Source organism: Nonomuraea sp. 10N515B, from assembly GCF_052245915.1.
Classification (GTDB): domain Bacteria; phylum Actinomycetota; class Actinomycetes; order Streptosporangiales; family Streptosporangiaceae; genus Nonomuraea.
Window position 1 is genome coordinate 1 of record NZ_JBQQBQ010000014.1, and the last position, 12,949, is coordinate 12,949.

Sequence of the window (12,949 nt, forward strand, 5' to 3'; positions counted from 1 at the left end):
ACAGCAACAACTTCGTGCGTGACGATGGTCAGCCGTTTACGGGCAGCGTGCCGCGTGAGGTCGGGCATGGCTGGAGCAGTTCGACGAGGATCATTCCGGCTGATGTGACCGGTGATGGGTTCACCGATCTGCTGGCTGTGGACGCCGCGGGCAAGATGCTGCTCTACAGCAACAACTTCGTGCGTGACGATGGTCAGCCGTTTACGGGCGGTGTGCCGCGTGAGGTCGGGCATGGCTGGAGCAGTTCGACGAGGATCATTCCGGCTGATGTGACCGGTGATGGGTTCACCGACCTGCTGGCTGTGGACGCCGGCGGCAAGATGCTGCTCTACAGCAACAACTTCGTGCGTGACGATGGTCAGCCGTATACGGGCGGCACGCCACGCGAAGTCGGGCACGGCTGGGCCGGCAGCACCCGCATCCTGACCTGACCCCATCCCCGCCGCTGTCGGCCGCCCACCACCCCAGGCGGCCGGCACGGGCGGGAGCGGCCAACCTCGGCAAGGCACTCCGAGGAGTTCGGGCCACAAAGGCTGCGGATCAACGCCATCGCGCCCGGCCGGTACGAAGTCGGTCCGGACCGGCCGGTCGGCCGGACCGTCACCGCCCTCTCTGCCAGACCCCTGGAAGAACGCGCCAACCACCACCGAACCCTGCTGGCCGGCCAGCGCAAGCTGATCGTGCTGGACGACGCCGGCTCCGAGGCGCAGGTACGGCCCCTGCTGCCCAGCGGCCCCGGCTGCGGGGTGATCATCACCTCCCGCAACCGCCTGGCCGGACTGGACGGCGCCGCCCTCATCGACCTGGGCGGACTGCCCGCCGTGGCCAGTATCGAGCTGCTCGCCCAGATCGCCGGCCATGAGCGGATCACCATCGACCTCGACGCGGCACGGCACATCGTCGCGCAGTGCGGCGGCCTGCCAGTCGCACTGCGCATCGCCGGGGCCAGGCTGGCCTCACGACGTCAATGGTCAGCGCGACGCCTGGCCGACCGGCTGGCCGAGCTTCTCACCAGCCGTTAGTCAAAGAGCGTACGACCCCAATAATCTCCCGCGTCCCGAACGCCAGGTGGGACCGCGAACAGCCCGCTCGAAACGTGCTTGATGTACTCGTTCAGCGGGTCGATCTTGGCCAGCTTCATCTGCACCGGCACGAACTGCTTACGCGGATCGCGCTGGTACGCGATGAAGAACAACCCGGCGTCCAGGCGGCCGAGCCCGTCGGAGCCGTCCACGAAGTTGTAGCCGCGCCGCAGCAGGTGCGCGTTGCCGTGGAAGCTCGGATGGGCCAGACGGACGTGGGCGTCGGCCGCGATGACCGGCTGGCCGTCCGGGCCCTTGGCCGCGAAGTCCAGGGTGTCGAACTCGGCCTTCTTGCCCAGCGGCGCGCCCTCGCCCTTGTCCCTGCCGATGATCTGCTCCTGCTCCAGGAGAGACGTGCGGTCCCAGGTCTCGATCATCATGCGGATCTTCCTGGTGACCATGTACGTGCCGCCCGCCATCCAGGAGCTCCCGTCCTGCGCGCCCGCCCACAGCTGGTCGCGCAGCAGGTCGGCGTCCTCGAGCTTCATGTTGTTGGTGCCGTCTTTGAAGCCCATCAGGTTGCGCGGCGTGGTCTGGGCCCGCGAGGTCGACGACGTACGGCCGAAGCCGAGTTGCGACCAGCGGACGGAGACCCGGCCGAAGCCGATTCTGGCCAGGTTGCGGATAGCGTGCACGGCGACCTGGGGGTCGTGGGCGCACGCCTGCACGCAGATGTCGCCGCCGGAGATTTCCGGAATGAGCTGCTCTCCCGGAAATTTCGGCAGGTCGGCCAACGCCGCGGGCCGCTTGGCCGCCAAGCCGAAGCGGTCGTCGAAGAGCGACGGTCCGAAACCGATCGTCAGGGTCAGCCCCGACGCCGGCAGTCCGAGGGCTTCGCCCGTGTCGTCGGGTGCGGCCTCCGGCGCGCCGCCCACCGCGCCGAACGAGCCCGCCTCCTTGCCCTGCGTCAGGCGCGCCGCCGCGGCCGTCCACTCCTGCAGCAGGTCGACCAGCTCGGCCCGCTTCTCGGTGGTGACGTCGAACGCCACGAAGTGGAGCCGGTCCTGGGCCGGCGTGACGATGCCCGCCTGGTGCTGCCCATAGAAGGGGTACGGGTCGGAGGTCGAAGAAGCGTGCGCGACCGGCTGCTCGTCGAACAGCGAACTCGCCGCCACCGCGCCAGCCCCGACGACCGCCGCACCCGCCGCGCCCAGCCCGAACAGGCCCCTGCGGCTGACCCGCCGCCTGGCGGCCCCGCCGTCCTCAGGGGTCGCCGACGGGGTGTCCGCCCCGTCCGAGGCCGCCGACGGGACGCGCCCGCCGTCCTCGGGGGTCACCGACGGGGAATGTACCGGTTCTGTGGCTTCTGGCATCGAGCCCTACCTCCGGCTACTTCGCGACCACGGGAGCGATCTTGCTGATCGGCTCGCCCAGCGCGTTGATCGCGTCCGACAGCGTCTTCAGCTCGGCCTTGGACAGCTCGTTGTGCAGTTGCCAGCCGTCACCCTTGCGGTGCACCTCGAGCGCCGCCTCCGCTGCCGCGAACTGCTCATCCAGCGTCTTGACCAGGTCAGGAGCCCGCTCCTCGAGCACCGGCCGCAGCGACTGCACGGCCGCCTTGGAGCCCTGGAGGTTGGCCGCGAAGTCCCACAGGTCGGTGTGCGACCAGATGTCCTCCTCGCCGGTGATCTTCCCGGTGGCCACCTCGTCCAGCAGCTCCTTGGCGCCGTTGGCCAGGTTGAGCGGAGTCAGCTCGGCGGCGTTCGCCTTCTCGACGATGGTCTTGACGTCGGCCATCAGCTTGTCGGCCATTGGGCCGGACTTGCTGACGTCCTTATGGATCCACAGGTCCTTCTCGATCTTGTGGAAGCCGGTCCACTCCTCGCCCTCGGCCAGGTCCGCCTCACGGCCGTCGATGGCGGGGTCGAGGTCGCCGAAGATCTCCGCGACCGGCTCGATGCGCTCCCAGTACGTCCGCGACACCGGGAACAGCGCCTTGGCTTCGTCGATCTTGCCGGCCTTGACCGCGTCCACGAACTCCTGCGTCTTGACCAGCAACGTGTCACTCTGCGACTTGACGTAGCGCTTGTAGCTGGCCACGGCCTCGGCCAGCTTGGCGTCCGCGGTGAGCTTCTTGTGCTCGCCGGTCACCTTGAGCGGGTTGCGGATGCCCTTGCCGACCATGCCGGGCTTGCACGCGGTCTCGTACGCCCCCGCAGGCAGCTCGGCGATGAGCTCCCTGGTCAGCCCGGGGACGATGTTCTCGACCTCGGCCATGACCCGATCGCCCGGGGCGTAGACGTAGAACTCGGTCACCTTGGCGCCGCCGTTGGTGATCGCGAACGTCGTGGTGCCCGCCGCGACCTCGGACGCGGCGACCTTGCACTCGGTGTCTGTCGCGGCCACGGCGATTTTCCCGGGCTCGGCGGGCGCCGACGACGAGGCGGGAGCGGGAGCGGCGCCCGAGCCGCAGGCGGTCAGACCGGCCAGGGCGAGCGCGCCGAAGGTGAGCTGGATGACGGTACGCATGATGCTCCTGTTCAGGCCGCGGAGGACGCGGGAGCTGGGGTGGTCTTGCTCCGCTGCGGTCGGAGGAAGAGGAAGAGGGTGGGAACGAGGTACGCGGCCCAGGCCACGACCTCGAGGACGCTCGGCTGCGGGGTGATGTTCAACATGCCCGTCAGCAGGGCGGCGTACCAGGAGTCGGCGGGGAGCACGCCGCTGATGTCGAAGGCGTAGGTGCTCAGGCCCGGCAGTACGCCGGCTTCCTGCAGGTCGTGCACGCCGTACTTGAGGATGCCCGCGGCCACCAGGATGAGCAGCAGCCCGGTCCAGGTGAAGAACCTGGTGAGGTTGATCTTGATGGCGCTGACGTAGAGGCCCCAGCCGATGAGGACGGCGGTGATCACCCCCAGCGTGATGCCGATCAACGGCGTCGCGGACGTGGCCGCACCCTGGGCGGAGGCGAAGAAGAGCAGCGCGGTTTCCAGCCCTTCCCTGGCGACGGCCAGGAACGCCATGACGACCACGGCGAACGAGCCCACCTGGAGCGCCTCGGAGAGCTTGCCCCGCAGCTCCCCGGAGAGCGCGCGGGCCGCCCGTCGCATCCAGAAGATCATCCAGGTGACGAACACGACCGCCAGCAGCGAGGTGATCGCCTCGAACAGCTCCTGCCGGGTGTAGTCAAGGCGCGCGGCCGTGAACGTCAGCAGCGCCCCGAACCCGACGGACAGCGCGACGGCCACGCCGACACCCGTCCAGACCTGCGGGAGTTTGTCCTTGCGGTCGCTCTTGACGAGAAAAGCGACGAGGACCGAGACGACGAGCGTCGCCTCGAGCCCTTCGCGCAGTCCTATGAGGTAACTGGCGAACACCGTCACTCCCGGATCGCAGAGGTAAGCCTTACCTAAATTAGGGCAGGCGAAGCTTACTCTGAGAACGCGCCCGAAAGCGATAGGCGTGACGGTGTGGGCCTCGTCACCGTGCCAGGTTGTCGGCCAGGAGTTCGAGCAGCGGCTCCCGGCGTATGCACTGCTCCAGCAGGAACGAATCGGCCAGCGCGATCAGCTCATCGTCGCCGAGGCCCCGGAAAAGCTCGGCGTACTCGGGCAGCAGCGCCTGCGCGATCAGGATGTGCCTGATCAGGTCGTCGCTCTGGTAGCGAGCACCCCATGGGTACGGATCCCAGCCGGGGAACTCGGTCTCGATCAACTGGTGCAGCGGGGTGAGCACGTCCGCGGACTCCTCCATCGTGGAGCCCCAGCGGTCCGCGCCGAGCCGATGCTTCTTGGCGATGAAGCCGCCGAACCGGTGCACGTACGGCCCCAAGGCGTGCACCAGCCCCTGCAACCCCACGTCCTTGTACGTCCACAACGACCAGCCCACGTCCTGGCCGTCGTAGATCTCCAGCTGGTCGCGGAGAATCTGGAGCCGCTGCGTGTCCACCGCCGGGTCCCCGGTGTAGACGGGCCCGAACTCGCCCACCCAGAGCGGCGTGCCGGTCTCGCGCTGGAAGCGGGAGCGCTTGGCGAAGGTCTTCTCCAGCTCCGCCTTGTCGCACCACTCGCCGCGCGTGTAGCCGGGATAGGGGCCGCCGTGGGCGAACCCGGCCAGCGCATAGTCGTGCATGACGAACACCGTGTTCTCGTACATCTCGCGAAATATCGAGAAATCGGTGGAGTACCTGTTGCCGTCCAGGAACAGGATGTGACGTGGGTCCGCGGCCCGGATGGCCTTCACCAGGCGATCGTAGAAAGGCCCGATCACCTTGCCGGACACGTCGCCCGGCTCGTTGACCGGGTTGTAGCCGGCCACCCAGTGATTGTCGCGGTAGTGGTCGGCGAGCGCCTCCCACAGGTGCACCGCCCGGTCCTGGAAGTGGCGATGCTGCCAGAACGCGGCCACGTGCGTCGGGTTGTCGGAGTGCCAGTGCTGGTTCTGCGAGCCGGGCAGCGCGTGCAGGTCGATCACGCTGTAGATGCCGTGCTCGCCAAGCAGCCCGATCACGCGGTCCAGGTGGCGGAAGCCGCGCGGGTCGATCTCGAAGGGCCGATCGTCGGCCTCCCAATGGTGGTAGTTGACCGGGATGCGCACGCAGTTCATGCCCAGCCCGGCCAGCAGCGCCGCGTCCTGCTCAGTGAAGAAGGAGGTCAGCAGCCGGTCGAAGAACAACTCCGCCCGCTCGTCACCGAGGACGGAGCGTACGGCCTGCCGCATCGAGCTCTCGTTGGCCGGGTAGCCGGTGATGAAGTTCTCCATGTTCATCCAGCCCCCGAGGCCCACCCCGCGAAGCCGTACCGGCGTGTTGTCGTCCGTGACGAGATGGGATCCGGATACGTGAAGCATGTAAAGAGGTCATCCCTTCGTGGCGCCGGCGGTGAGCCCGCCGACCAGGTGGCGTTCCGCGAGGGCGTAGAACCCGAGCGCCGGAACCATGGCCAGGACGAGGTAGGCGAGGATGCGGGCGGTGTCGGAGGCGTACTGGCCCTGGAACTGCTGGATGCCGAGCGGGAGCGTCCAGCTGGCCTCCTCGCTGAAGACCACCAGCGGCAGCATGAAGTTGTTCCAGCTGCCCACGATGGCCAGCACGGAGACGGTGGCGATGGCGGGCCGGGCCATCGGCAGCAGGATCCGCCAGAAGAACCCGAAGGGGGTGCAGCCGTCGATGATGGCCGCCTCCTCGATCTCGCCCGGGATGCTCCTGAAGAAGCCGCGCAGGATGATGATGGTCAACGGCAGGCCGAACGCCGCCTGCGTCAGGATGACGCCGAGCGGGTTGTCCAGCAGGCCGAACGTGCGCAGCAGCACGAAGATCGGCAGGATGGCCACCGCGAACGGGAACATCAGCCCTGCCGTGAACACGGTGAACAGCAGCTCCCTGCCGCGGAAGGCGTACCTGGCGAAGATGAATCCCGCCAGCGCCGCCAGCGCGACCGTCAGGACGGTCGTCGCGACCGCGATGAACGTGCTGTTCCACATCTGCAGCCAGAATGAGCCGGAGCCGAGCACGTCGGTGTAGTTGGCGGTCACCCACGTCTCCGGCAGCCCGAACGGGTTGCCCGACAACTCGCTGTTGGCCTTGAACCCGCCGAGGAACGCGTAGATCACTGGGATGAGGATGAACGCGCCCACGACCCACGCGATCGCGTGCATGGGCAGCGTGCTGGTCCTGGCGGGGGCCTTCTTCCGATGGATCATCGGCGGCCTCCGATGTTGGTGGTGGCGCCCTCGAGGTCGCGGCGCATCACGAAACGCTGGTAAATGAGGGCGAAGACGAGGCTGAGCACGAACATCACGACGCTGATCGCGCTGGCGTAGCCGACCTGGGAGCGTTTGAAGCCGTACTCCATCATGGTCACGGCCATCGTCTCGGACGAGTGCGAAGGACCGCCCCCGGTGAGGATCCAGACGAGGTCGAACAGCTGGATGGTGTAGATGACCGACAGGAAGATGCTGATCCTGATCGTCGGACCGAGCAGCGGCAGCGTGATGTGCCTGAACGTCTTCCAGGTGCTCGCGCCGTCGATCTGGGCGGCCTCGATGAGCTCGTTCGGGATGTTCTGCCGGCCCGCCAGATAGATCATCATGTGGAAGCCGAAATATTTCCACGTCATGACCAGGAACAGCGAAGGCATCACGGTGTTGGGGTCGGCCAGCCACTCCGACTCGATCCCGAACACCGACAGCATCCGGTTCGCCATGCCGGTCCCTGGCGAGAGGATCAGCGAGAAAAGCACGCCGGTGATCACTTCGGAGAGCACGTACGGCGCGAAGAACACCACCCGGTACAACGCCCGCCCCCGAATGCGCTGGTTCAGCAGCATCGCGATGGCCAGCGAGAACGGCAGCTGGACGCACACCGAGAACAGCACCAGCACCAGCAGGTGCCACAGGTCCTGAGCGAAAATCTCGGTGCCGAACAACCGGGTGAAGTTGTCGAAGCCGATGAAGTTGGTCGGCAGCCCGCCGAACCCGTTCCACCGGAACGCGCTGGAGTAGCCGGCCACCAGGATCGGGGCCACCACCAGCAGGAGGAACAACACGAACGCGGGCAGCAGGAACAAGGTGATCGTCAGCCACCTGCCGCGTTTCTTGACGGCAGGGGCGGGGACCGGAAGCTTGACCGCTTCCGGCCCTCGGGTGAGTATCGTCATTCTTCGCTCTTGGCCACTTCGGTGATGTCGGCGCCCACTTCCTCCGGCGACTTGGTGCCGGCGATCAGTTCGGCCACGCTGTCATTGACCTGCTGGCCGACGGCCGGCGGGTACGCCTGGTCGAGGTAGAGCTGGTAGCCGCCGGCGCTCGCCAGCATGGTCGCCACCTGCTTGAGGTTCGGGTCCTTGACCGCGCTCTCCTCGCCCTTGAGCACCGGCAGCACGCCGCCGGCCTCCACGGCCTTGGAGTGGTTGCCCATCTCGGTCATGAACTTCACGAAGTCCAGGGCTTCCTTGGGGGCGTCCGCCCCCACGACCAGGCCGCCGCCTCCGCCGAACGCGTCCGTGGCCGAGCCCTTGCCGCCCTCGACGGCGGGGAAGGGGAAGAAGCCGAGGTCGTCGCCGAGACCCTTGCCGGAGTCCTTCTGAACGGCCGGTGCCCACTGACCCATCAACTCCATGGCGGCCTTGCCGTTGCTCACCGTGGCCGACTGACCGTCAGGGGTCGAGTAGGCCGCCCCGAGGAAGCCCTTCTGGAACGGCTGCAGGTCGGCCAGCGCCTTCACCTGCTGCCCCGCGGCGATGAAGTCGGGCTTGGTGAAGTCCTTGTCCACCGCGGCCTGCTTGAGCGCGTCGAGTCCGGCGATGCGCATGGCGAGGTAGGCCCAGTAGTAGTGCCCGGGCCACTTCTCCTTGCCGGCCAGGGCGATCGGGGTGACGCCCGCCGCCTTGAGCTTCTTGACGTCCTCGAGGAAGGCCGCCCAGGTGGCCGGCGGCTCGGTGATGCCTGCCTTCTCGAAAAGTTTCTTGTTGTACCAGAAACCCACCATGCCGATGTCGGTGGGCAGTCCGTATGTCTTACCGTCGAGCTGGTACGCGCTGAGTGCCGCGGGCGTGAAGTTCGGCAGGACGTCGCCGACGTCGCCGGTGATGTCCTTGACGAGCCCCGCGTCGATCTGCTGCTTCAACACGCCGCCGCCCCACGAGGCGAAGATGTCGGGCGCCTTGCCCGACTGGGTGAGCGTGGTGAGCTTGGCCTTGTAGGCGTCGTTCTCCAGGACGGTGGCCTTGATGGTGACGTTCGGGTTCTTGGCCTCGAATTCCTTGGCCCGCTGCGCCCACAGCGTCTTGAGGGGCTCGGCGGTCGAGAGGTGCCACCACTCGAGCGTGACCTTCGCCGGCGATCCGCCGCCCTGGCTCGGGGAGGTCGCGGTTCCCCCACCGCCACCACCACAACCGGCTACGAGCACGGCGGTCGCGATCAACACCACACTGCGTTTCATAGGGGTCCCTTCCTCAAGTGACCAGCGAAAGTTTCGTGAAACCCCCGATAATTTCTTTGACCGGAGCTTAAGTAAACGCCACGTAAAGCGTCAACACCTCGGCCCCGAGCGACGCCAAACCGAAACTTTCGGCTACACTCCCGATCGTGTCAGCGAAGAGGCGGGTCACGATCGCACTGATCGCGGAAGAGGCCGGAGTGTCCATCCCCACGGTCTCCAAGGTCATCAACGGGCGCCCGGAGGTCGCCCCGGCGACCCGCCATCGGGTCGAACGACTACTCCAAGAACACGGCTACCAACGCCGCGTAAGCCAGGACGACACCCCTGCTGGCCTGGTCGACCTGGTCTTCGCCGAGATCGAGTCACCCTGGGCCATGGAGATCGTGCGCGGCGCGGAAAGCGCCGCCCACGAGGCCGGCGCCAGCGTGGTCATCTCGGTCCTGCACACCCACGCCGGTCCGGGACGGGACTGGCTGGAACGGCTGGCCGCCCGCAGGACGGACGGCGTAGTGATCGTCGCCTCCCGCCTGTCCACCGGCATCCAGTCCCAGCTGAGCGCCCGCTCCCTGCCGTTCGCGGTAGTGGACCCGGAAGGCGAGCCGGCCCCGGGCGTGGTCTCGGTGGGGGCGACGAACTGGAACGGCGGCCTGGCCGCCACCCGGCACCTCCTCGAGCTGGGCCACCGCAGAATCGGCATGATCAGCGGCCCCGCCGACATGCTCTGCAGCCAGGCCCGCATCGACGGCTACCGCGCGGCGTTGGAAACGGCCGGCGTGCCCGTCGTCCCCGAGTTGATAAGACGCGGAACGTTCCTGGTGGACTCGGGCCACGACGAGGGCCACGCCCTGCTGTCCCTGCCATCCCCTCCGACGGCCATCTTCGCCGGCAGCGACCTGATGGCGTTCGGCGTCTTCGAGGCGGCCCGTCAGCGAGGGTTGCGCGTGCCCGAGGACCTGAGCGTGGTCGGCTTCGACGACCTGCCCTTGGCGAAGTCGGCCTGGCCGCCTCTGACCACGGTGCGCCAACCGCTGCAGGAGATGGCGGCGCTGGCCACCCGTACGGTGCTGGCGATGGGGCGGGGCGAGGTCCCGGAGACCAAGCGGGTGGAACTGGCCACGGAATTGATCGTCCGCGAGAGTACCGCCAGATACGAGTAGGTTGCCCCGCGCGCACCCACCCCTTGCCCGATTACCAGGGTCAGTGGAAGAAGGACCTGCGGGGTTCCTGGCCGTTCACCCTGCCGACGCAACGATAGAAGCGGACCCCGTCCTCGAACTGAGCCTGAGACGGTGGCATGACGTCGGACGACCACCGGGTGGTGGCGATGGTCTTTGCCGTGCCGACCCTGCTGGCGAGCAGCACAGCCCGGCTGCAGATGCGCTTCACCGTCGGATGTTTGGCGAGGTCCTGCTGCACGTAGGTCTCGGCGTCCTTGGGGATGGGGGCGACCGCGAAGGTCTCCCATGAGTGGGTCTCCTCACAGCCGAGCCGCCTGGCCTTCGTGTCGCCCACGATGATGACCATGCCGCCCCAGCACTCCGACTCCCGTACGCAAGCCGCGCCGGCGCCGCGCACCCTGGCGGCCGGGCAGTTCTCCGTGTACGTGTCCAGGCCGGTGAAGACGCTGGCCGGCTCTTGCGCGGGCTTCTTGGTCTTTTGCGTGGCCGCCGTGCTGCTGGGCTGGGCCTGTGGGGTCCCGTCCGGCTGCTGGAAGATCTGCGTGTAGATGACTGCTCCGCCGCCTACCACGATGACCAGGGTCAGGGCGGCGCTGATCGCGACCAGGGCCTTGTTGATGCCATGGGGTGCGGGTGGCCGGGTGTCCGGCTGGCTGCCCAGAGGCGGGTTGGTGTGCTGGTACGCGACCCCCGGCCCCTGCGGGGGCATCGGCCGGTCGACGGGCGATGGTACGGAGGGCGTGAACGGCACGGCGGCGTGGGAGCCCGGCGGAGGGGCGGCGTGGCGGCCTGACGAAGGGCCCAGCGGGACGGCGGCCAGCGCGTCGCGGAAGGCGGCGGCGCTGGGAGTACGGTGGCGGGGGTCGCTCGCCAGGGCCTGACGCAGCACGGCGGTCAGTTCGAGTGGTACGCCGGGGAGGTCGGGGACCGGGAGGCGGTGCAAGGCCAGGATCATGGCCAGGTTCGGCACACCGCTCTCCGGGAAGCGCGGCGGGCGGCCGGACAGAAGGGCGTAGATGGTGGCCGCCAGGGCGTACACGTCGCCGGCCGGGCTTGGCTCGGCCAGTTCGAAGGCTTCGGGTGGCGCGTAGGACGGGGTCAGCGACTCGCGGGTCACGGACGCTTCGGGGCCGGAGGCGGGCATGGTGGCCAGGCCGAAGTCAGACAAGGCCACCTGGCCGTACCGATTGATGAGGATGTTGCCGGGCTTGACGTCGCGGTGCAGGACGCCTTGCGCGTGTGCGGCGGCCAGGGCGTCGGCGATGCGTACGCCGACGTCGCGGGCCTCGGCAGGGCTGAGGCGGCGGCCGGCCAGTGAGCCGCCGGGGCACAGCTCCAGCACCATGTATGGCCGGCCGTCGGGCAGCAGTCCGGCGTCGTAGACGGGGACGACGTGGGGGTGGCCGGACAGTGCGCCGGCCGACGTGACCTCGCGGAGGAAGCGGCGCCGGTCGCGGTCGGACAGCAGGACCCGGTTGTCGACCTTGAGCGCGACCTCACGGCCCACGGCCGACTGCAGAGCGAGGTACACGACGCCGAAGCCGCCCTGCCCCAGTACGCCCTTGATTTCGTAGCCAGGCACCGATAATTCCGACACGCGCGGAAGCGTACACGCTGCGACTTCCATCGATCTTGTGTTTGAACCGCCCGAGCCGGGAGTGCCCGGGCGGTCGACGTCGGCGGGTCTGGGTAAGGTCGTGCGTCGTGACGACGGAGTTGGAGCACCTTGCCGTACGGTTGCGCGAGTTCGCCCGGGTCAGGGACTGGGAGCAGTTCCACACACCCAAGAACCTCGTGATGGCGCTGGCGGGTGAGGTGGGGGAGCTGGTGGCGGAGTTCCAGTGGCTCACCGCCGACGAGTCGCGGAGTCCGGATCCCGATGCGCTCGCCAGGATGCGCACCGAACTGGGCGATGTGACGCTTTACCTGATACGGCTGGCCGACGTGCTGGGCGTGGACCTGGTGGAGGCGGCGAAGGCGAAACTCGACGACAACGACCGTCGCTACGATGCCGAGCTCTTCCGGGGGTCGGCCAGGAAGGCACCGCCCTCGGCACGGGATGACTGAGACCGGCGATGGGCTCAAGGGTCACGCGGCGGTGTCGTGCCGCCGCAGGACCGCGATCGTGGCGACGGCCAGGGCGGCGAAGATGATCGTGCCGACCGCGGCCACCGTGTTGAGTCCGGTGGTGAAGGTGGCGCGGGCCAGCACGGACGAGACGCCGAACGCCGCGCCGATCATGAGAAGCGTCTTCGGCTCCCTGTGTTTACATGAGTAAAACGGACATCGGCGTAGCCTCGTCGCCTGCCGGCCGAAGTCGGGAAGCGATCCGGTGGAAGCCGATGCCGCGTCCGTCCGGCGAGCCGGGCGGACCGTGGCTTGAGAACCGCGTTGTCGGGGCCTGACTTCGCATTCCTGGAGGGAGTGCGGCTCTTGGGCCACCGCCCCGCCGGACACTGTCCCGTTGGTGCGGACACCACTGGGGGCGGGGACCGGGCACCAGTCAGGCGCCCGGCTGTGACTGAACATTACCGTCCGATTACCTTCAGTCGCAACCGATCGGCCCAGAGAACCCACAGTTCTACGGGTAGCCATAGATTCTCGTCGGCCGATCCTGTCGCCCAGCGTCCCCATGGTCACCAAAAAGCCGGCCAAAAAGAACGAGTACACGTCCATGATCCACAGTTGCTGCGAGGCGCCAGCGGCGAGGTCGGCGCTGAGGTGCGGAAGCGCCAGGTACAGGACGCTCACGGTCCGGTACGGGTCTTCCGATGTTCTTTTCGTGGACTTAAGGCCGCGCATAGGGTGACGAG

13 protein-coding genes and 1 pseudogene are annotated in these 12,949 nt (G+C 67.9%); 4 read left to right on the forward strand and 10 right to left on the reverse strand.

Annotated features, from left to right (window positions below):
• Nucleotides 1–431: FG-GAP repeat domain-containing protein (locus ACTWQA_RS22555; RefSeq protein ID WP_443161128.1), on the forward strand; the 431-nt coding region annotated here is incomplete at its 5' end.
• A 249-nt stretch (nt 432–680) separates the two neighbouring features.
• Nucleotides 681–1,022 carry a hypothetical protein gene (locus ACTWQA_RS22560; RefSeq protein WP_443161129.1) on the forward strand — a complete coding sequence of 114 codons (342 nt, stop codon included), beginning with the start codon at nt 681–683 and terminating at the stop codon, nt 1,020–1,022.
• Here ACTWQA_RS22560 and efeB read toward each other — a convergent pair.
• From efeB to ACTWQA_RS22595, 7 genes are all read right to left on the reverse strand, one after another.
• Nucleotides 1,019–2,359, reverse strand: coding sequence for an iron uptake transporter deferrochelatase/peroxidase subunit (gene efeB / locus ACTWQA_RS22565; RefSeq protein WP_443161130.1), 1,341 nt, complete (start codon nt 2,357–2,359; stop codon nt 1,019–1,021). The two genes, ACTWQA_RS22560 and efeB, sit on opposite strands and share 4 nt — an antisense overlap.
• Nucleotides 2,360–2,411: 52 nt before the next feature.
• On the reverse strand, nt 2,412–3,551 hold the full coding sequence (gene efeO, locus ACTWQA_RS22570; RefSeq protein ID WP_443161131.1) for an iron uptake system protein EfeO: 1,140 nt from the start codon (nt 3,549–3,551) through the stop codon (nt 2,412–2,414).
• 11 nt (nt 3,552–3,562) lie between these two features.
• Nucleotides 3,563–4,396: an iron uptake transporter permease EfeU gene (gene efeU, locus ACTWQA_RS22575; RefSeq protein WP_443161132.1), complete on the reverse strand. Its 834-nt coding sequence runs from the start codon at nt 4,394–4,396 to the stop codon at nt 3,563–3,565.
• Between the two features lie 103 nt (nt 4,397–4,499).
• A complete protein-coding gene (locus ACTWQA_RS22580) occupies nt 4,500–5,867 on the reverse strand; it encodes a glycoside hydrolase family 5 protein (RefSeq protein ID WP_443161133.1) in 1,368 nt (455 codons plus the stop codon).
• Between the two features lie 9 nt (nt 5,868–5,876).
• Complete coding sequence (locus ACTWQA_RS22585; protein WP_443161134.1) at nt 5,877–6,719, reverse strand: carbohydrate ABC transporter permease; 843 nt, start codon at nt 6,717–6,719, stop codon at nt 5,877–5,879.
• Nucleotides 6,716–7,675 carry a carbohydrate ABC transporter permease gene (locus tag ACTWQA_RS22590; protein WP_443161135.1) on the reverse strand — a complete coding sequence of 320 codons (960 nt, stop codon included), beginning with the start codon at nt 7,673–7,675 and terminating at the stop codon, nt 6,716–6,718. The genes ACTWQA_RS22585 and ACTWQA_RS22590 overlap by 4 nt, the downstream gene beginning before the upstream one ends.
• A complete protein-coding gene (locus ACTWQA_RS22595) occupies nt 7,672–8,958 on the reverse strand; it encodes an extracellular solute-binding protein (RefSeq protein ID WP_443161136.1) in 1,287 nt (428 codons plus the stop codon). The genes ACTWQA_RS22590 and ACTWQA_RS22595 overlap by 4 nt, the downstream gene beginning before the upstream one ends.
• A gap of 146 nt (nt 8,959–9,104) precedes the next feature.
• Here ACTWQA_RS22595 and ACTWQA_RS22600 point away from each other — a divergent pair, with 146 nt between their 5' ends.
• Nucleotides 9,105–10,115 carry a LacI family DNA-binding transcriptional regulator gene (locus ACTWQA_RS22600; protein WP_305918500.1) on the forward strand — a complete coding sequence of 337 codons (1,011 nt, stop codon included), beginning with the start codon at nt 9,105–9,107 and terminating at the stop codon, nt 10,113–10,115.
• 40 nt (nt 10,116–10,155) lie between these two features.
• Here the strand turns inward: ACTWQA_RS22600 and ACTWQA_RS22605 are convergent, their stop codons facing one another.
• Nucleotides 10,156–11,733, reverse strand: coding sequence for a protein kinase domain-containing protein (locus tag ACTWQA_RS22605; RefSeq protein ID WP_443161137.1), 1,578 nt, complete (start codon nt 11,731–11,733; stop codon nt 10,156–10,158).
• A gap of 107 nt (nt 11,734–11,840) precedes the next feature.
• On the opposite strand from ACTWQA_RS22605, the gene ACTWQA_RS22610 reads away from it, so the two are divergent.
• Nucleotides 11,841–12,203 carry a nucleotide pyrophosphohydrolase gene (locus ACTWQA_RS22610; protein ID WP_327585041.1) on the forward strand — a complete coding sequence of 121 codons (363 nt, stop codon included), beginning with the start codon at nt 11,841–11,843 and terminating at the stop codon, nt 12,201–12,203.
• Between the two features lie 21 nt (nt 12,204–12,224).
• Here ACTWQA_RS22610 and ACTWQA_RS22615 read toward each other — a convergent pair whose 3' ends face one another.
• Entirely contained in the window at nt 12,225–12,377 is a 153-nt protein-coding gene (locus tag ACTWQA_RS22615; protein WP_443161311.1) for a hypothetical protein, read from the reverse strand.
• A 356-nt stretch (nt 12,378–12,733) separates the two neighbouring features.
• Nucleotides 12,734–12,938, reverse strand: a pseudogene (locus ACTWQA_RS22620) (hypothetical protein); the annotation flags it as partial.
• Nucleotides 12,939–12,949: the final 11 nt, after the last annotated feature.